Annotated in this window: 16 protein-coding genes, 1 tRNA gene and 1 pseudogene; 8 read left to right on the top strand and 10 right to left on the bottom strand. The window is 62.2% G+C overall.

What is annotated here, in order from left to right:
* Nucleotides 1-28 precede the first annotated feature (28 nt).
* Together INT29_RS07535 and INT29_RS07540 are read right to left on the bottom strand one after the other, a co-directional pair.
* The gene (locus tag INT29_RS07535; RefSeq protein ID WP_193071257.1) at nucleotides 29-1,555 is read right to left on the bottom strand and encodes a hypothetical protein; all 1,527 of its coding nucleotides are present in this window, start codon (nucleotides 1,553-1,555) and stop codon (nucleotides 29-31) included.
* 372 nt (nucleotides 1,556-1,927) lie between these two features.
* Nucleotides 1,928-2,003, bottom strand: a tRNA-Arg gene (locus INT29_RS07540).
* Between the two features lie 107 nt (nucleotides 2,004-2,110).
* On the opposite strand from INT29_RS07540, the gene INT29_RS07545 reads away from it, so the two are divergent.
* Nucleotides 2,111-6,901, top strand: coding sequence for a DUF4011 domain-containing protein (locus INT29_RS07545; RefSeq protein ID WP_193071258.1), 4,791 nt, complete (start codon nucleotides 2,111-2,113; stop codon nucleotides 6,899-6,901).
* A complete protein-coding gene (locus tag INT29_RS07550; RefSeq protein ID WP_101574563.1) occupies nucleotides 6,894-7,133 on the top strand; it encodes a hypothetical protein in 240 nt (79 codons plus the stop codon). Before INT29_RS07545 ends, INT29_RS07550 begins: the two co-directional genes overlap by 8 nt.
* 189 nt (nucleotides 7,134-7,322) lie before the next feature.
* Here INT29_RS07550 and mscL read toward each other — a convergent pair whose 3' ends face one another.
* Nucleotides 7,323-7,799: a large conductance mechanosensitive channel protein MscL gene (mscL, locus tag INT29_RS07555; RefSeq protein ID WP_193071259.1), complete on the bottom strand. Its 477-nt coding sequence runs from the start codon at nucleotides 7,797-7,799 to the stop codon at nucleotides 7,323-7,325.
* A 228-nt stretch (nucleotides 7,800-8,027) separates the two neighbouring features.
* Nucleotides 8,028-8,657 carry an SAF domain-containing protein gene (locus INT29_RS07560; protein WP_193071260.1) on the bottom strand — a complete coding sequence of 210 codons (630 nt, stop codon included), beginning with the start codon at nucleotides 8,655-8,657 and terminating at the stop codon, nucleotides 8,028-8,030.
* Nucleotides 8,658-8,812: 155 nt separating this feature from the next.
* Between INT29_RS07560 and INT29_RS20740 the strand changes: the two genes are divergently transcribed.
* Entirely contained in the window at nucleotides 8,813-9,013 is a 201-nt protein-coding gene (locus tag INT29_RS20740) for a hypothetical protein (protein ID WP_413463158.1), read from the top strand.
* A 14-nt stretch (nucleotides 9,014-9,027) separates the two neighbouring features.
* Here INT29_RS20740 and INT29_RS20745 read toward each other — a convergent pair.
* Together INT29_RS20745 and INT29_RS07570 are read right to left on the bottom strand one after the other, a co-directional pair.
* Nucleotides 9,028-9,360 (bottom strand): annotated as a pseudogene (locus INT29_RS20745) (FmdB family zinc ribbon protein); the annotation flags it as partial.
* Nucleotides 9,338-9,994 (bottom strand): 5-formyltetrahydrofolate cyclo-ligase, encoded by a 657-nt coding sequence (locus tag INT29_RS07570; RefSeq protein ID WP_193071262.1) that lies wholly within the window; start codon nucleotides 9,992-9,994, stop codon nucleotides 9,338-9,340. The pseudogene INT29_RS20745 and the gene INT29_RS07570, both read right to left, overlap by 23 nt.
* 41 nt (nucleotides 9,995-10,035) lie before the next feature.
* On the opposite strand from INT29_RS07570, the gene galU reads away from it, so the two are divergent.
* The 3 genes from galU (at nucleotide 10,036) to INT29_RS07585 (ending at nucleotide 13,540) form a co-directional block, all read left to right on the top strand.
* The gene (gene galU, locus INT29_RS07575; RefSeq protein WP_193071263.1) at nucleotides 10,036-10,938 is read left to right on the top strand and encodes a UTP--glucose-1-phosphate uridylyltransferase GalU; all 903 of its coding nucleotides are present in this window, start codon (nucleotides 10,036-10,038) and stop codon (nucleotides 10,936-10,938) included.
* 83 nt (nucleotides 10,939-11,021) lie between these two features.
* Nucleotides 11,022-11,618, top strand: a complete 597-nt coding sequence (locus INT29_RS07580) for a GNAT family N-acetyltransferase (RefSeq protein WP_101574557.1) — start codon at nucleotides 11,022-11,024, stop codon at nucleotides 11,616-11,618.
* 74 nt (nucleotides 11,619-11,692) lie between these two features.
* Nucleotides 11,693-13,540 (top strand): hypothetical protein, encoded by a 1,848-nt coding sequence (locus INT29_RS07585; RefSeq protein WP_193071264.1) that lies wholly within the window; start codon nucleotides 11,693-11,695, stop codon nucleotides 13,538-13,540.
* Nucleotides 13,541-13,625: 85 nt separating this feature from the next.
* Here the strand turns inward: INT29_RS07585 and INT29_RS07590 are convergent, their stop codons facing one another.
* The 3 genes from INT29_RS07590 to INT29_RS07600 all read right to left on the bottom strand — a co-directional run bounded on the left by INT29_RS07590 (nucleotide 13,626) and on the right by INT29_RS07600 (nucleotide 16,644).
* Nucleotides 13,626-14,138, bottom strand: coding sequence for a putative immunity protein (locus INT29_RS07590; protein ID WP_193071291.1), 513 nt, complete (start codon nucleotides 14,136-14,138; stop codon nucleotides 13,626-13,628).
* A gap of 212 nt (nucleotides 14,139-14,350) precedes the next feature.
* On the bottom strand, nucleotides 14,351-15,808 hold the full coding sequence (locus INT29_RS07595) for an NAD-dependent succinate-semialdehyde dehydrogenase (protein ID WP_193071265.1): 1,458 nt from the start codon (nucleotides 15,806-15,808) through the stop codon (nucleotides 14,351-14,353).
* Between the two features lie 125 nt (nucleotides 15,809-15,933).
* On the bottom strand, nucleotides 15,934-16,644 hold the full coding sequence (locus INT29_RS07600) for a MerR family transcriptional regulator (RefSeq protein WP_193071266.1): 711 nt from the start codon (nucleotides 16,642-16,644) through the stop codon (nucleotides 15,934-15,936).
* A 123-nt stretch (nucleotides 16,645-16,767) separates the two neighbouring features.
* Between INT29_RS07600 and INT29_RS07605 the strand changes: the two genes are divergently transcribed.
* Entirely contained in the window at nucleotides 16,768-17,274 is a 507-nt protein-coding gene (locus INT29_RS07605) for a DUF2306 domain-containing protein (RefSeq protein WP_193071267.1), read from the top strand.
* On the opposite strand, the gene INT29_RS07610 is transcribed toward INT29_RS07605, so the two are convergent.
* On the bottom strand, nucleotides 17,220-17,546 hold the full coding sequence (locus tag INT29_RS07610) for a GNAT family N-acetyltransferase (protein WP_101574548.1): 327 nt from the start codon (nucleotides 17,544-17,546) through the stop codon (nucleotides 17,220-17,222). The genes INT29_RS07605 and INT29_RS07610 overlap by 55 nt on opposite strands.
* A gap of 170 nt (nucleotides 17,547-17,716) precedes the next feature.
* Between INT29_RS07610 and INT29_RS07615 the strand changes: the two genes are divergently transcribed.
* Nucleotides 17,717-18,304 (top strand): GNAT family N-acetyltransferase, encoded by a 588-nt coding sequence (locus INT29_RS07615; RefSeq protein ID WP_193071268.1) that lies wholly within the window; start codon nucleotides 17,717-17,719, stop codon nucleotides 18,302-18,304.
* Nucleotides 18,305-18,417 lie beyond the last annotated feature (113 nt).

Here is an 18,417-nt window from a genome sequence, read left to right on the forward strand (position 1 = left end):
ACTGATTCCTCGAATCATGACTGAAACTTCAGCCCCTCGTCGTGCGACGGCGCAGTGCACCAATGATGAGCGCACCCGCAGCGGTCAACAGTCCGATGCCGCCGACAAGGTTCCAATTGGGACCACCGTCGGCCGAATCAACGTAGGCCCCCGTCTTCACGACTGGATGATCGTCTGGCTTCTCAGCCTCGGGGATGGTGATTGCCACGGTCTCCGAGGGCACACCGTACTCATGTGAGAAGGCCTCGTTTGAACCGGAGGCAGGAGCCGAGGCCACGAATGTCACCGACTTCTCCTTGCCGGGTTCCACGAAGTCAGCATCGAGTGCGAGCTTCTCGGTCTCGAAGTCGGCGGTGCCGTCTTCACCGCAAGTGACGTCGGGAGTGAAGGTCTCGAGCAGTTCAGCGTCCTCGGGGACGGACTTGGACTGAGCGATGGTGCCGTCTTCGGCATACACATCGACCTTGGCATCGTCGATGGTTTCGCCCGGTGCACAGTGGTCCAGGCGAACCTTGTCAGTGACCGTGGCTGGAAGGTCGGTGATTTCGTTGACCGAGACCTGCGAAGACACCTCCGGCGTGTAGAGGCCCTGGTAGGAATCGGATGCCTCGGCCGTAGTCTCCTGACCCTCAATGACACCCTGCAGGCTTGTGCGATCATAATCATCGGCGTCGAAGTCTTTGGGATCCCACTGGGTCACTGAACCGGTGGGCAGGCCCGAGAACGTCACGGACACAGATGCGTCGGGGACGTCGTCGGCGAAGTCGAGGGGCACCTCGACCGGTTCTTCCCCGGAGGTGATGTCCGTGGTTTCAGCCTCGGCACCGTCGACAGAGAGCTCACCCTCAAATCCGGGAACCTCGACACCTTCGGAGTTGACCAGCGAGACGGTTGCCGTCGACGAGTCCGCATCGATGCTGACTTCGGCTTCGTAGGTGCCGTTGCCCGCATACTTTGCGGCTTCGTCACCCATGAGTGCCGAGAGGTCGTAGGCATCGGGAAGCACATCATCGGAGAACTTCTCAGCGCCGATGTCCTTGAGATTCTGAGAGTCCTCGTTCCACCCGATTCCATCGGTGACTTCTTCGAGACTGCGGTCGTCGAGAATATCACGGTGGTCGATTTCCTCAGAGCTGTGCACATGCTCGCTGATGGCCATGTCATGGGCCATCTGACTGGCCTGGTCGCTGCGGGGTTCGTCCCATTTGGCGAGGATATAGGCCAGCTCTGGAGCCTCGACGGAGGATTTGCCACCCTCGTCGTAGCCGTTGCCCATGGGTTGGGTCAGGCCTCGATCGATGCACCAGACCCGATTGCCGGAGAGAACGCCGGACGAGGGGATATAGGCCCCGTACATGGTGGCGTTGTCGATGCCGCCCTGGTTGTCCGTCTCAGGGTTGGTGGTGACTCCGGTGAAATCCGGTTCTCCCTCGTACGCGCTGAGCTGGGGACCGAGTTCAGGTGCAGCCGTTGCTGGTGAGGCAAGGAGAGTGCTCCCGGCGATCAATGCAATCGTTGTGCCGACTACGGGCAGTCGTCTGCGGAGGTGCCGCATATTGTGGTTCCTTCCTGGGTGCGTTCCGTGGTGTCGGCCGTCGACTCCACGAACGTAGATACAGAGGAGATGCCCTCTCTCGCTCCCACCAGGTCAGTATAGGGAAAACAAGGATAGTTGTCTCATTTTGCGGCAAGGGAGTATGCTTCAGGGTTCAGCTGTGGGCGTCTTACCAGTGAAAATACCGTCGGGCGCGGCTCGTTGTCCTGGGAAGAGGCTCGATGAGAGTGAGGTCAATCGTGCGAACAGACCTCAAAGGTGAGGGGGCGGGGGAGTCGAAAAGGAACTGGCGAGCGGGGGTTGCAAGCCGGTATTCACCATTGCGCTGGGTGATTCCGTTGCGCCTGAATGGGCTCTGGTCAATGTCTGCTGTGGCGCCCCCGGGCAGATTCGAACTGCCGGCACCCGCTTTAGGAGAGCGGTGCTCTATCCCCTGAGCTACGGGGGCGGTGTGGTCTTCTTCAGCCACGACCACCCAGTGTAGCGTAGAAGAAACCTAGATGTTTCACGGTGTGCCAGCACCTATTATGTGAAGTTTCTCGTTAGGGTCGAATTGTGCCAGATTCCGTTGTTGACGATCAGTTCCCAGAACTCGACGATGTCTACGTCGAGTGGAAACAGCAGGCTGCCCACCTGGGTGGTCGCGACACCATGCTCCATTTCCGGGATTCGCGTGATGGCAGCATTGATCTTTCCGGAGCTCACCCGTCTGGTCTAGCCCAGCTTCTGGCCGGTCGGGCCACCCGGCTCTCCAGCCTGGTCCGCGACCATGAGGTCCTCGCCGACGCACGCCGTCGTGCGAAATCGATCCGGTCGAAGGCAGAGCAGCTCGACAATGAACGCGGAATTCAGGCTGCGCACTTGGCGATCGGCTTCGCCTCGTGGACGGAAAAAGACTCCAAGTACAAGTTCAACGCCCCCGTCGTGATGCGCCATGTCACGCTTGTTCCCCGCGGCTCCCGCGTCGAGGACTTCGAGATCGTGCTGGGCGACGGGATCATGATCAACCCTGCCCTGGTCCAGCACCTGTCCGAGGTCTATGACCTCGATGTTCCCGTCGACGAATGGGTCGACGCGACAGGCGGACCGCACGGCTTCGATCCGGGGCCAGCTCTCGACCGTCTCCGCGACCTCGCACAGTCGGTGCCCGGATTGCGCATCAACCATCGCTTCGTCGTATCAACGTTCGCGAACATTGCGAGCCCATTCACCACTGACTACCTGCCCACACAGCACCCGATCCTCAGAGCTCTCGCCGGAGACGAAGACGTCCGGCGTGTGCTCGGCGGCCCTTCCTACTCTCCGGCTCCGCGGCAGCCCGCGCGCCAGGAAGACGCATCTGGTGCCGATGGGCAGGTTTCTGATAAGCAGGCTGCCGACGAACTGAACAGCTCTGAGCTGAACGCCGATGTTGACGGCGACGAGTTCTCTCAGCCGACGGTGCCGATCACCGACGGCTCACTGCCCGGGGACTCCAAGCCCCTGCCCGACGACTCCGCAGAAGAGACCTCAGTAGGCGGTGCTGCCAGCGATAGCAGCGCGCAGTCGGATCAGAACACCGACGACGCTGCCACCATCGGCAAAGAGAAGACCACGTCGGGTGCCGCTGACGGCAAGGAATCAGACTCCGTAACGTCAGACACCACATCGTCAGCGGCAGAGGCTGACGCTCCTGCCTCCAAGGCCCCAGAATTTCAGAGTTCAGAGTCCGCAGCGGACACGGACAGCTCCGCAGACCCGGAAGCTGTCGACTCCGACGAAGACGATGTCGTTCCTGCCGCGCTCAAGGAACCCGTCACCCCTCTCCCTGATCGCAAACCTCAGGAAGAGTTCCTCGTCATCGATGTTGACGGTGACCAGCAGGCCGTCGTCGACGCGACCGTGTCAGGGCAATCCGTCGTCGTCGACACCCCTCCCGGCACTGGTGCCACCCAGGTCGCCGTCGCTGTGGCCACAACCCTGGCCCACACAGGCAAGAGCGTGCTTTTCCTGGCACAGACCGCTGACGCGCTCGACGACTTCTCCTCCCGCCTCGGCGAGGTTGGACTCTCGGAATTCGCAGTCGACACTCGCCAGGGCACCGGCGGGATTCGGGACCAGCTCGTCGGTCTCATCGGTTCGGCTGAAAAGGCTGAACGGCCCGACCTGACCGGGCTGCTCAACGAACTCAACGAACAGCGCGAGATTCTGAACGAACATGTCTCCTCACTGCACCGTCGGCGTGAACCCTGGGACGTTTCCGTCTACGAGACGATGCAGCACCTGGCGGAGCTGACCTCCGGCGACGATTCTCCGCAGACACCTGTGCGATTCGGTGAAGATCTCCTCGAATCCAGCGACGACCGTCGCGAGGCACTGCGTGGAAAGCTCAGCGAGCTGGCCTCGTTGGGAGCCTTCACCCTCGACGTAGAGGACACCGTCTGGTTCGGAGCGGACCTCAAATCCGTCGAAGAGGCCGAGGCCGCACGAACCGTCGCCGAACGTCTTGGTCGAACCATCCCTGATCTGGTCAAGGCCGTCGAACCGGTCCTGTCCAAAGCCAAGCTGAACCCCCGCCGCAACCTCAACGACTGGTCGCGTGCGATCAAGGTGCTGCTACGGGTGCGCACGACCCTCGACAACTTCGCCCCTGACATCTACGACCACCGACTCGACGATCTCATTGCCGCGACGGGAACCGCAGAATACCGTTCCGAGGTCGGCGTTGAGATGGGCATGCTTCAGCGCAAGCGCCAGAAGAAGTCTGCAAACGAGTTCCTGCGTCCCGGCGCCAATGTCACGGACCTGCACTCGTCGCTGATCGATGTCCGGTCCCAGCGCATCGTGCTCCAGGACCTCGCCGGTCATGACGGTCGTCCGCAGATCCCACGCGGTGTCCTCGAAGCTGATGAGATCTTGCAAGAGGTTGAGGCCGACATTGCCAAGATCGCACCTATTCTCGAGACCACCCCCGATGGCGGCGAACTGGGCTCAATGCTCATCGAAGAGCTGCAGGCACGGACCGAAGCCATGGGACGTGACTCGGAGAACCTCGCCGAACTACCCGAGCGCTCTCGTATTCAGCGCGAGCTGACTGACGAGGGCCTGTCTGATCTGCTCACCGATCTGCGTCGTCGCAAGGTCGACACCACGCTCGTAGGACCGGAGTTCGACCTGGCCTACTGGGCATCGGTCCTGCAGCGGATGGCCAGCGAGGATCCACAGGTGGGCCGTCACGATGGTGCCGCACTGCACCAAGTGGCCGAAGGCTTCGCCGAAAACGACCGTGCCTTCGTCGCTGCCGGCGCAGGTCGACTGCGATACAACCATGCGCAGGCTTGGAAGCGTGGCATCGACAACGACCCGATCTCCGCCGGAGTCATCAAGCAGGAACTGCTCTCCCCGCACACCTCTGTGCAGACCATGTCCACGCGTGCTCCCGAGCTGCTGACGACCCTTGCCCCGGTCTGGATGGCCAGTCCGTACACGGTGCCGGAACTGTTCTCGGCTCTGCCGCTCTTCGACGCTGTCGTCATCGCCGATGCGGGCCGTCTTTCGGTCCCTGACGTGGTTCCAGCCATCACCCGTGCCAGGCAGGTCGTCTCGCTTGGAGATTCCCGACTGCTCGGTCCACGACCTTTCTCGATCGCCGTCGATCGTTGGGGAATGGATGATGGGAATCATCCGAGCTCAGTCCAGGAGCACCTCGGCGAGTTCCTGCCTCGAATGGAACTGTCGAACTCCTACCGCCAGTCACCGGTCGGGCTCATCGATCTGGCGAATCGGCACTTCTACGATTCGACGATCACGACGATGCCGACCGCACACACCGGCGAAGGCACCGGACTCGAGTTCTCCTACGTGGCAGACGGCAGAGGCCCGACGGACATCGGCACGGGTCGTGTCGAGAGTCCTGACGCTGAGGTCAAACGGGTCGTCGAACTCGTACTCAGGCACGCACGAAACCGTTCGCGGGAGTCCTTGGCCGTCGTTGCACTCACCGCGCATCACGCTCAGCGCGTCGCCACTGCGATCGGACGGGCGATGAAGGATCTGCCCTATGTTGCAGCATTCTTCAACGATTCGAGCAAGGAACCCTTCGTGGTCACCGATGCCGAACGTGTGCAGGGGATGTCCCGCGATGCCGTGATCTTCACCTTCGGTTTCGGCCGGACCGTCCACGGTCGAGTCATCCACGACTTCGGCGCGCTGTCCGGTCCCGACGGGGAGCGGATCCTCGCGGCCACAATGACACGGGCGCGCAAACGACTCACCGTGGTCTCGAGCATCGAATCCGATGACTTCGACACGAACAAGCTCTCCGGGGGAGCGGTCCTGCTCCCACGCCTGCTCGACGAAGTGGCCACCGGTGGTGTCCGACAGCCGGGCCCACACGGTGAGATCTACGATCCGCTCTTCAACGACATCGCCGATCGTCTGCTGCAGCTCGGCGTCGTCGCTCACGAACATTACAACGGCATCGATCTGGCCGTGGCGAACTCGACCGAGGACGAGCATGGAATGATCATCGCCGTCGCCGGAGACGGACCCGAATACGCTTCGGTGCGCAGCCTGCGCCAGCGTGACCGCGTCGTGCCCGAACAGTTGGCTCGTCGCGGGTGGAAGTTCATGCGCATGTGGTCCACCGATGCCTTCGTCGATCCTCAGTCAGAGACCGAGAAGATCTTCGATGCGTGGAAGTCCACGGTCGAGAAGATGAGCCCGCAGGCCGTCCTCAACGCGGCTCGTGCCGCCTCGGTCGTCGTCGGCCGCACCGGCAGCCGGCCCAAGCTGGTGCCGGGGCTGCCCATGCACAAATACTCGGACTCGGGTCTTGACGCAATGATCGACTGGGTTCAGTCCGATGCTGTCGTGCGCGGGGATGGCGAGATCAAGGATCTGCTCCGCACGGCACTGGCCCAGAAGGGCAGCTCCGGTCGCGGAGACTCCCAGCTGCAGGCGGCCGTGGACCGTTATCGTCAACGGCATGCACAGGCCAAACGCGTCACCGGCGCCGAGGTTCTGGTTCCCGAAGCAGATCAGCACAGCCCCATGGAGGACGAGGTCGTACCCACGTTCGACACGGGAAAGATCAGGGCTGACGAGCTGCGTCAGGCGGGTCTGATCGAGACCGCGAGCAATGACCAGGTGCCCAGCTCGGATGAACCGGAGACACCTGACGCGGCACGGGCGGACCAGGCCGGAACGTCCGAGCCCACCAGGGTTGTGCAGGATACGGTTTCCGCTGAGCAGGAAACGGCCTCAGGTGAGCAGGAGACAGTCGCCAGCGAGCAGGAGGCCGCGACGAAACGCCCGAGCGCGGCCGATGTCGAGCCCCGCACGGATCCACTGCACAGCGATGAGTGAAGACAGCCTCGGCGAACAACCGCCCGAGGGCGAGCACGCACATGACCCAGAACCCGCTGAAGGTGCAGCCGGTCAGGTGCCTGCTGAAGAGCATGAGACGGACCAGCAGAAGAAGGCGCGTCTGGACACGGCACTGCGGAAGTACCGGGCCACGCTGCGCAATGAGGCAGAGACCGGCAAAGGAGGCTTCAGCGCGGACTACTACAGATCGCAGAAGCCCCCGCACTGGTGACCGGTACTCAATGACTCGTCAGTTGTAGAGGTAGTGAGCGACTGAACCGAACGCTCACCAACAGAGCTGAACGCTTACCGACTAGGCCGAACGCCCACCGACTGAACCCGAGCGATACCGGTTGAGCTTGAGAACGACGAAGGCCCGCTTCCCCAAAGTGGAAACGGGCCTTTGCCGCACTCGCGCTAATCAGTGGCGTGGGGGCTCCGTCGGTTCGGTGTCGTCGAATGGACCGGCCGTGCTGGCTGGACCTTCGGCAGGACCACCAGCGGTGGTGGCCGCCTGTGTCCGGAGGATTTCGCGGATATCGCCGAGCAGATCCTCGGTGGTCGGAGGAACTTCTTCCTCCGGGGCTCCGCGCTTGCGCAGCTCGTTGAGCTTGTTCATCGGGACGATGATGATGAAGTAGACGACGGCGGCGACGATCAGGAAGTTGATCGCGGCCGTGAGCACAGCGCCCAGATCAATTGTCGTCTCTTCGACGCCCGCCTTAACCCTGAAGGCCAGTGCCGGCCCTTCTGCGCCACCGACGGCGGCGATCAGCGGGTTGATGACCTTATCGGAGAAAGCCGTAACGATCCCTGTGAAGGCGCCGCCGATGATGACTGCGGTTGCGAGTTCGACGACATTCCCCTGGAGAATGAAGTCTCTGAAACCTTTAAGCATTAGAGGCACCCTTTCGGCGTATATGAAAACAATAATGCGGAGTGAACCACTTCTATTACGATGACATGATACACACGGGTAACTCGTCTACACGCGGTAGACATGCGATCTTTCTGCCACGAAGAAATCCCGGTTCGCCGGGTCTGAGTCGCGTGGTGAAGACCGCCGCTGAGTCAGCATGCAGCCCACGTGAGGGCCGCGCGGCGTGGTTGGTGATCCAGCGCTGATTCAGCGGGGCAGGATTGCGAAGCTGATCGGCATCCCTGCGAATTCTGCGATCCGTTCAGCATCGCTCGATGACAATATCACCGAGACAAGCTGCCCTGATTCAGCAGAAATGCCGTCACTCTGGTCGACCAATCGGGCTATTGTCACTTCCTTCACCACTACGTCAGAACCCCCATCGGGGAGTGAGCTGAACAGGCGGATTCGCTGCCCCGGCTCCAGGAGCGCTGCCGAAGAGTCATCGGCCAAGCGCACGGGCATGAGGAGATCGGTACTGTCCTCTGGCAACGCCTGCTGGTCGAGGACCGCCGACTGAGTCACGGGTGACCCCTTGGACAAGCCTGCAGAGGTGCGCTTGTGATCGGCGTCCGAGATCGAAGTGAAGGCCTTGTCAGGGACGAGCCGCGTCGGAAATTCGACAACGGTCAGGTCCTGCGAGCGCAGCTCAGACCCCGGAGGCAGATTCCTGTTGGCGACGACGACGGCGGTTCCGCCCTGATCCGGGGTGAGGATCCAGACGACGAGCGCACATGCACACGCGAAGCAGACGGCGGCGACGACCCGCTGTGGTTTGATCCGTGAGGACCTCGACCACGTCGAGACTCGGTCTTTGATGCGGCGCATGATTCCCATGCCTATGAGCGTGCTGGTGCTCAGAGGCTGGGATCAAGGGAACAGACAAGGCCTGTGGACAGCTGATCTGTGTCCACAGGCGAAACGCACATGAGTGGGCGGTCAATCCACACGACCTCCGGCGAGACCGGAGGCGACCTGGACGGTGGAATCAGTTGGCGGAAGCGCTGCTGGCCGCCGGGGCACTCTTGGCCGGTGAGCTGGACGTCGACGAGGACGAATCCGATGAGCTCGACGATTCCTTTGCCGAACTGGATGAGCCTGATGAGTCCGAAGAGCTGGACGAACTCGACGAATCGGAATTCGAGGAAGAGGAGACTGTGCTCGAATTGCTCGCGCGGGAGTCAGTGGCGTAGAAGCCGGAACCCTTGAAGCTGATCCCCACCGTGCCGAAGACCTTCTTCAGGCGTCCCTGGCACTCGGGGCAGATCGTGAGCGAGTCATCGCTGAAGTCTTGGTGAATATCAAAAGCATGACCACAGCTCTTGCAGGCGTAGGCGTAAACGGGCATTCGAGACCTTTCTTCGACGAGAAGATTATAGTCCACCGCGCTCACCCGCGAGTAACGCATGGGGTGAGGAGCCCAAGCGACCGGAATCTTGTCCACAGGCTCGTACACGCAAGTGGGCATCTGCGGCCCACACTCCAGCGTCTGCGGACCCCCACACCTGCGTCTCGGTTCAGTCGAAGGAGTGGACGCCATGATCGGTCACGGCACTGGTGATCTGCAGGTCCCAGGCTTCAACGGCAAGTCCGGGCAGACCGAGCTCGGTCGAGAAGCAGACCCCGAAGACCCAGCCCATGCGGTCTTCCCTCTCCATAGGCACCTCGCCCTGCGGGCCGAACGTGCGGTCATAGAAACCGCCGCCATTTCCCAAACGTGCGCCCTCGGGGCCGAACCCGAGGGCGGGGACGAACATAATGTCGGGGGCCACCTCGGCGAGGAGGTCAACGGCGGACAACGCGGGTGAGGGTTCACGAATTCCCCATTTCCCACGAGGCTCGAGGGTTGCCATGGATTCGGTGACAGCACCGAACATGAGTGGCTGACCGACGGTGGTGACAACGGGAAGGTAGACGGTTCCGCCATGGGCGAGGAACCGGTCGACAACCGGATCCATATCGGGTTCGCCGGCCAATGCGGCATAGGCGAGCATCGAACGTCCGTTGAGATCCAGATCTGGCCACAGGCTCTCGACCAGTGCCCAGGCGGACTCGGCCACCGAGGGCTCAGCCTCAACGCCTCGCGACTCGGGGGCCGTCGCGGCCCGAGCGGCGCGTTCGTAACGTATGCGTGCACGCAATTGCGCCTTTGAAGTTTCTGCATCCACGCCCATAAGCCTAATCGGAATCACTTCCAGTGGTTAAGATGAACGACATGAGTGATGAAACGCAGCGCACAGTGCGCAAGGCCGTGATCCCCGTGGCCGGTCTGGGCACCCGCTTCCTCCCCGCCACCAAGGCAACTCCCAAGGAGATGCTGCCCGTCGTTGACAAACCGGCCATCCAATACGTCGTCGAAGAAGCCGCCGATGCCGGGCTCCAGGACCTCCTCATGATCACCGGGCGCAACAAGCGACCCCTGGAGGACCACTTCGACCGTGTCGACGGGCTTGAAGCCGCACTGGCGAAGAAAGGCGATGACAAGAAGCTCGCCGCGGTTCGTCACGCCTCCGAGCTTGCCGACATCCACTATGTGCGCCAAGGTGATCCGAAGGGCCTGGGCCACGCGGTGCTCAAGGGCCGCCAGCATGTGGGCCAGGAGCCGTTCGCGGTTCTGCTCGGTGATGACCTCATCGACGAACGCAGCCCGATTCTGCCGAAGATGATCGAGGTTGCGGAGAAGACCGGCGGCAGCGTCGTCGCGCTCATGGAAGTCCCGCCCGAGGCGATCCACCTCTACGGCTGCGCAGCCGTCGAGCCCACCTCCGATGACGAGGTCGTCAAAGTCACCGGTCTGGTCGAGAAGCCAGAACAGGGTGAAGCCCCATCGAATCTGGCCATCATCGGCCGTTATGTCCTCGCGCCGGAGATCTTCGACGTCCTGGAGACCACCGAACCGGGCCGGGGCAACGAAATCCAGCTCACCGACGCCCTCCAGGTCCTCGCTGAACAGGATGGCGGCAATGGGGTCTACGGAGTCGTGTTCAAGGGCGCCCGCTATGACACGGGTGACAAGCTCGATTACCTCAAAGCTGTCGTGCAGATCGCCAGCGCCCGCGAGGATCTGGGCGCTGACCTCAACAGCTGGCTCAAGGAATACGTGGCAACGCTTCCCTGATCGCCCGTGGCAATGCCCCAGCCGTTGGCATCACCGCACCAGATGACATTCCTGATTGAGCACTCGAGAGCGGAGGCCGCCCTTTGTGGCCAGTCATACTGACTGATCAGCAGTCCGACATCGTGCTGCGTCCGCTGCACCGGCACGACGAGAGCCAGTGGCGAGAGGTGCGTCGGTACAACCAGGATTGGCTCCGCCCCTGGGACGCGACGCTGCCGATTCCCGGCCAGCAGCTCCCGGGCTTTCGGGCCATGGTCCGCATGTATGACAAGCAGGCAAAGCGGGGGCAGTCGGTGCCGCTGGCGATCGAGGTCGGCGGTGAATTCCGAGGTCAGCTCACCGTTTCGAGCATCAGCTGGGGGTCCATCCTCAGCGGACAGATCGGCTATTGGATCGATTCGCGAGTCGCCGGCCGCGGCATCACTCCCATCGCTGTCGCCATGGCCGCCGACCACTGCCTCTTCGCGCTGGGGCTGCACCGCATCGAGATCAACATCCGGCCCGAGAACACTGCCAGCCTGCGCGTGGTCGAGAAGCTGGGTCTGCGGGATGAGGGGCTGCGCGAGAAGTACATGCACATCGACGGCAGATGGTGTGACCATCGCACTTTCGCCCTGGTCGCCGAGGAGGTTCCGCAGGGAATCCTCGCCGCCTACCGTCACAGCCTGAGAAAGATGTGAACTTAGCACCTGTTTGACCGACACACCACAGCCCTTCACGTCGTTGCTGATCCGGGCGCTCTAGGGTTGCAGTTGTGGACACCAGCATCATCGTCGTTATCGCCATCATCGTGGTCTTCGTCGTTGTTGTGCCCACAATGATCCGCAAATCAGCGACGGAGCTCTCCCGCGTCGAGATCGACACAGTCCCGGCAGAGGCACAGGTCATCGCCGCTGACCCTCAGATACCGGGCCACGATCACTCCGAACGGGCGAGAGTCTTCCACTCCTCAGCCACCATCGAACCGACCGTCCCGCGCCCCGACGTCGCCCCGATGGCCAGCGCCCCGACGCTCAGCCTCTCAGCGCGGACACCGGAGTTCGCCGTCATCGACGGGCATGCCGACACGAGTTCGACCGCGGACACGAATTCCACCATCGCCGAGGCGGATGAGCAGCACCAGCGCAGCTCCCTTCCCGTGGCCGTTGGTGAATCCCGCTCCACTTATCTCGACAGCCTCAGTCACAGTGCACATGAGGCAGCCACCTCGGCGAGGACCGACAACATTCGGCTGGTGCACCCGGCAGTCCAGGCCGTGTTCAACCAGTCGCAGTCAGGCTCGAACGGCCACGGTTCGAACGGCCAGGGCTCGTCGAACGGCCGAGGTTCGGCAAGCACCAGCCACCTCGGCGAGCATTCCGGGACGATTCCGATCCGGCCGGGACAGGCTCATCCGCGATCGCGGCACAGCCGATCCGGTGAAGCCATCACCGCAGACACAGCAGAGACAAACAGGCGAGGTACACAGATTCCCAATCCGACTTTCGGAGCCGATGAGGACCATTCGATGACTGAGAAAGCAACGACACTGCGCGAGTCGATGAAATCACTGGGTGCGATGACGCGAGGATTCGCACTGGTATTCCTCGCCTCTGCCTTGGGCGTATTTGTAACAGGCGTGCTCGCGATGTTCTCGGTCGTCCATATCGCTCTGACCGGAGTGTTCCTCGGACTCGCGATCGTCTCCCTGGCCATCGTGCGCACACTCAACCTGCGCAAACGCGAGATCAAGGCTCGTCTCCGTGATCTCGACGCTCGGGCTGCGAAGGGTGCGAACACTGCATCGAAGACCACGACTGCAAAGACCACGAGCACCGCACCGACACCCGCCGCTTCGACGGCCACGGGTGCGAAGACTGCGGCTGCGAAGACAAGCGAGACACGTTCGGCAGGATCGACGAAGGCAGCCCGGGCGCGTGCCGTCATGCAGCGCAACGTGAGCGCAAAGCACATCAAGGAAGAAGCCGACACCGGCGAGATTCCGCTCGTGCGCATCCGCAACGAAGCTGCAGAGGGACACACCACTCGCCAGGTGCTGCTCACCGGACCGATCCCCATCGTTGAAGAAGCGGCGTCCGAGGACTCGCAATCACACGCTGCAGCCACGGACTCGGCTGAGACAGATCGCGTGGAGAATGACACCGCGGCCGAATCGACTCCGGGTGTGGACTCGGCCGCAGAAGTCGAGACGGCACCACAGGCCGAGGCTGAGACCGAGAATGTCGCTGCACCGGAAGAAGACGTCGTGGCGACCGCCTCGACTGTCGACACCGTCAAGGTCAATGATCCGTTCATGCAGCGACTGCAGGCACGTGGTGCCTGGTCACCGACACCACTGCCGGTGCCCAGCTATGTAGATGCCCCACAGGTCGAGCACCCGGTCTCTGAGTCGAAGGCGGCCGATGCCTCGTCTTATGAAACTCAGGCTCGCAGCCGTGAGGACATCGCGGCTCAGTTCGCCGCTGAACTCGGCTACCGCCCCGAACTCAGCGACTCCGCCCGTGACGACAGCCCCCTGGAACACGGTCGTAATGCGATTCGAACCAACAAAGCACCCGAGATGGGCGCCATCGACGACGTTCTGGCCCGCCGCCGCGCCTGACGTTTCAAGCTTGCAAGCTTGCAAGCTTTCAAGCTTCAAACCTCAAGGCGTCAAGCCTTCAGGACTGCGTCGCCGGCGATTCGGTTCAGTCGGTGCCGAAGACGAACCAGCAGATAGAGTCGCGTCGTCGCTGATCTAACAGGACCAGCTGGCGGACCTGGTTGGGCAGCTGGGATCTCTGCCAGTCGCGCTCAGTGCGTGCGGCCGCAGCGACCTCGGGGTGTGCACTGCGGGCGGCTTTGATGGCGTAGGCCGCTGCACCAAGATCGTGTTCGGCCACGTGAGCGACGCAGGCAGCCTGCCCGGCCGCATAGGCCGCGAACCTAGCTGCGCCCCGTAACGGACGGGCCGCACCCATGGCATGGCCCCCGGCGGCACGCGCCTGCATCATCGGCATGGTCCCTTCCGCCCAGGCACGTGCGGCAGTCACAGCATCACGTACTCGCATGTCCTCGGGAACCTGGACTTCGAAGAGGTGCAGGACGTGCTCGGCACAGTCTGCCGCCCATAGCGCCAGCAGTCGGTGATCGTCATCGCGCAGCGTTCCACCGTGCCTAATCGTCACCATCGACGGGTCGCGAACCTCAGGCAGAATCATGGCTGCTCGGTTGCCGCAGTCGGCTGCACGCGAAGCCGTGCATTTGGCTGGCAATCTATGCTCATGGTGCCCGATTGTAGCTGCGAAGCTCTCAACGCCGGTCCCAGCAGACTTCCACACGCAGAAGATGCGTATGCCATGCACTCATGCACGGCATACGCATCTTCTGTTGGTCTGTGGCGACGAGCCTGATGAGCAGGTTCAGGGCGAAATCAGGCGCGGGGCAGAGCCACGTACTTGACCTCGAGGAACTCTTCGATGCCCACGCTTCCGCCTTCGCGACCGAGTCCGGACTTCTTCACGCCACCGAAGGGTGCTGCGGGGTTGGAGACCAGGCCGGTGTTGAGGCCGACCATTCCGACCTGCATCTTGTCGGCCAGGTTCAGTGCACGCTCGACGTTCTCGCTGAACAGGTAGCCGGCCAGACCGAATTCGGTCTCATTGGCCAAGGCGATGCCCTCGTCGTCTGTGTCGAAGGTGACGATGGGGGCGACAGGTCCGAAGATCTCGGTGGTCCGGATCTCGGAGTCAAGAGGCACATCGGTAATGACGGTCGGATTGTAGAAGAAGCCCTTGCCTTCGATCGTTGACCCGCCGGTGAGGACCTTCGCACCCTTGGACACGGCGTCATCGACGAGGGCAGCGACCTTGTCCAGGGAGTCCTGATCGACCAGCGGCCCCACCTCTGTGCCCTCATCTAGACCGTTGCCGACCTTCATCGAGCCGATGCGCTCGGTCAGCTTCGCCGAGAACTCCTCAGCAACGGAGGAGTGGACGAACAGACGGTTCGCCGAGGTGCAGGCCTCACCGCCGTTGCGCATCTTCGCCTGGACCGCGCCGGTGACGGCCTTGTCGATGTCGGCGTCCTCGCAGACGACGAATGGAGCATTGCCGCCGAGCTCCATCGACGTCTTCATGACATTGTCGGCGGCCTGCTTGAGCAGGCCCACGCCAACCTCGGTGGATCCGGTGAAGGTCACCTTGCGGGCAATCCCGGACTCCATCCACGGGGTGACCACGCGGCGAGCGGATTCGGAGGTGACGACGTTGAGGACGCCATCGGGCAGACCGGCCTCGATGAGCACGTCGACGAGCATCAGAGAGGTCAGCGGGGTCAGCTTCGCTGGCTTGAAGACCATTGTGCAGCCGGCGGCGATGGCCGGGCCGATCTTGCGGGTGCCCATGGCCAGTGGGAAGTTCCACGGGGTGATGAGGATGCAGGGCCCGACCGGCTCACGGGAGACCATGACGCGGGTCTTGCCATCGGTGGACTGCGTGTATTCGCCGCCGACGCGCACGGCTTCCTCGGAGAACCAGCGGAAGAATTCGGCCCCATAGGTGACCTCGCCCTTGGACTCGGCGAAGGGCTTGCCCATCTCGGCGGTCATGACTGCTGCAATGTCATCGGAGCGTTCGATGAGAAGTTCGAAGGCACGGCGGAGGATCTCGGCGCGTTCGCGTGGCGGGGTAGCGGCCCATGATTCTTGGGTGTCACCGGCGACCTTGATGGCTTCCTCGGCATCGGCTGCAGACCCGTCGGCGACCGTGGTGATGAAGTCACCAGTTGCGGGGTTCATGACGTCAACCGTCTTTCCACCCTCGGCATCGCGCCACTGGCCATTGATGAATAGTCCGGTGTTGAGCTTGTCGATGATCGGCGTGATGTCCACGACTGATCCTTCCTTGGTTGTCGATAAGGCATAACTGCAGGTGGCCGATAGGCACGAAAGCGAGCAGTAGTGAACAGTGTAGTGGCGATATTCGATGCATGTAATACGAATTTCGTTGTCTGAAGCTAGCTGGACTGCGAGCTTCGAGGCATTGCCGATAGGCAAGCATGGACGAGAGCACTCGTCGCGACGAGTAGTCGGTTGTGCAAGGTGATGCCCCGAACCACCTCGATACAGATCTGGTCCCTGCTCAGGTCATCAGTGATCGGGGTGGTGTTCCTGCTGGCGGCCTCGGTCAGAGCCTGGATGTGGCGCATGATTGTGTCTCGTCCGACGGGATAGCCTGAGGTGCTCAACTCCTCGAGCACGCCTGCCATCGATGCCACTGCGGTCGGTGAGATGTCCGGCCAGCCCAGTTCCTGCAGAACGTCACGGATATCGTTCTCGATAGTTTTCGGTGCCGGTGCCGGTGCCGGTGCCGGTTCCGCTGCTGCCGTTGCCGTTGCAGGTTCAGGCTCGGAATGCGAGGATGAGCCGGCTGCGGACTTCGGGACATTGCTCGCCTCCAGTGCAAGTCTCTGGCAGATGCCCATCAGCTCGATGTTCTCCAGGGACTCGTCATCGATGGCCCGAGTCAGTGTGGCGATGGAGTCAATCGGCGAGCCGAGTTCTCGTCGCAGCCAGGTGATGAGCCCGAGGCGGTCGAGGTGAGCCTGGGAGTAATCCGCCGTGGTCGCATTGCGTTTGTGGCCAGGGCGCAGGATTCCGACGTGGATGTAGTACTTGATGCTGGCGGTCGAGACTCCGGATTCCTGGGCCAAGGCGCTGAGCTTCATTCGGGTCTCCAATCGGCTGAGATGGCAGTGCGGATGGCAACGTGAATAGCAGCTGACTTGGATAGCATTTCCTGTTCTGCTATCTTCGTTGCCGCAATTGGTTAGTGGAACTATCTTAGGTCTATGACAACGATGTTCATAGCAATCCACGCTCTGGCTGCCTCTGGTGTAGTGCTCCTGGCCCCGGTTCAGATCATCCGGCGGACCAAGGACCGCAGGCACAGGTGGATCGGGCGGTCATGGGTCATCCTCATGTATCTCGTGTGCGTGAGCGGCATGTTCATCTACACCCTCAGCGGTAGCTTCACGGTCTTCCATGCACTCGCGATCTTCACCTTCGGCACCACAACCGTCGGAGTCATTGCAATCCGGCGTGGAAACATCCGCAGGCACATCGCGATGATGGTCGGATCATGGCTCGGCGCGCTGACGGCGGGCACCTTCGCCGCGATCATTCCGGGCAGGGAGATACCGCAGCTGGCGATTGTCGATCCGACTCTGCTGTGGGGCGCCGTCGCGGCAATCGTCATCGCCGCCACGGTCTGGGTCGGCTACGTTCTCAAATTCGTGCCGACTCAGGCACGCAGCTCGTCGAACTCCGGATTCTTGCGGAAGAATTCCATGACATAAGAACACGTGGTGCGGAACTTCAGGTCCGCCTCGGCGCTGGTCTCGAGGGCGAAACGCACCAGGTGAGCGGCAAGGCCGCGACCACCAAAGGCGGGGGACACCTCGGTGTGGGTGAACGTGCGCACGGTGGACTCTGAGGTGTCGTCCGGGCTGGCCTCGCGGTCGACGTAGTCGACGTGACCGATGCGCTTGCCGTCATGGCTCACTGTGAAGCGAGAAGCCGCTGAGTCCTGGGCGAAGGTGTAGGTCTCGTCCGAGATCTCGAGGTCCATGAACGCTCCTTAGAGGCGAAGGTGTCGGTCGGTTCCAGGCCGACACGTAGCTGAGTCAATTCTGCTACATGAAACTATAGTTGTGTTCGCCGCCTAGCGACTAACCTGTTGAGCAACCCGTTCTTTCGGCCGTTCCTGTCGACGGTCAGACATCCTCAAGGAGCCGACCCATGCCCTCATACGCACCCGCCACCATGGTCGATGCTCACATGCTGATCCTGCACGAATCAGGTTTCGAGGTCAGCGAACTCGGCCTCGACGACATCGACGACTATGTTGAGCTCGTCGCTTCCGCCTACCGGGGTGAGCCCTCGAAGCGGGGGTGGACGACGGAGGCGGATCTGCTCAGCGGTCAGCGACTCGATGCCGACATGGCCCGCGAGATGCTCGCAGAGACCGATTCGTCGATGATATTGGTCCGGTCCGCCGAAGGGCATGCTGTCGGCAGCGTCTACCTGCGCGAACCCGTCGACGGGATCGCCTACCTCGGTGTGCTGGCGGTCTCTCCGCTCGGACAGGGCCAGGGTGTGGGCTCGGCACTGATGAACCTCGCCGAGGCGTGGGCGGTCGAACGCTGGAACGCTCACTCGCTGAAAATGAGCGTCATCAACAAGCGCGCCGAACTCATCGCCTACTATGAGCGCCGCGGCTACGAGCGCACGGGAGAGATCGAGCCCTTCCCCTACGGCGACGATCGATTCGGTGTGCCCCTGGTCGATGACCTCGAGTTCGTCGTACTGGTCAAACCGCTGGATTGAGTTCCGGCAGCGGGTCGAACCGAATGAAGTGACACAGACGCACATGGTGCCCAGCGATTTTCGCTGGGCACCATGTGCGTCTTGGAGGCGGGCGTCCCAATGGGTCCGGACGC

The organism is Brevibacterium sp. FME37, assembly GCF_014897485.1.
Lineage (GTDB): Bacteria > Actinomycetota > Actinomycetes > Actinomycetales > Brevibacteriaceae > Brevibacterium.

Coding starts and splice junctions, on each gene's coding strand:
- INT29_RS07535 (WP_193071257.1), bottom strand. CDS start 1,555: ATGCGGCACCTCCGCAGACGACTGCCCGTAGTCGGCACAACGATTGCA.
- INT29_RS07550 (WP_101574563.1), top strand. CDS start 6,894: ATGAGTGAAGACAGCCTCGGCGAACAACCGCCCGAGGGCGAGCACGCA.
- mscL (WP_193071259.1), bottom strand. CDS start 7,799: ATGCTTAAAGGTTTCAGAGACTTCATTCTCCAGGGGAATGTCGTCGAA.
- INT29_RS07560 (WP_193071260.1), bottom strand. CDS start 8,657: ATGGGAATCATGCGCCGCATCAAAGACCGAGTCTCGACGTGGTCGAGG.
- INT29_RS07570 (WP_193071262.1), bottom strand. CDS start 9,994: ATGGGCGTGGATGCAGAAACTTCAAAGGCGCAATTGCGTGCACGCATA.
- galU (WP_193071263.1), top strand. CDS start 10,036: ATGAGTGATGAAACGCAGCGCACAGTGCGCAAGGCCGTGATCCCCGTG.
- INT29_RS07590 (WP_193071291.1), bottom strand. CDS start 14,138: ATGATTCTGCCTGAGGTTCGCGACCCGTCGATGGTGACGATTAGGCAC.
- INT29_RS07600 (WP_193071266.1), bottom strand. CDS start 16,644: ATGAAGCTCAGCGCCTTGGCCCAGGAATCCGGAGTCTCGACCGCCAGC.
- INT29_RS07605 (WP_193071267.1), top strand. CDS start 16,768: ATGACAACGATGTTCATAGCAATCCACGCTCTGGCTGCCTCTGGTGTA.
- INT29_RS07610 (WP_101574548.1), bottom strand. CDS start 17,546: ATGGACCTCGAGATCTCGGACGAGACCTACACCTTCGCCCAGGACTCA.
- INT29_RS07615 (WP_193071268.1), top strand. CDS start 17,717: ATGCCCTCATACGCACCCGCCACCATGGTCGATGCTCACATGCTGATC.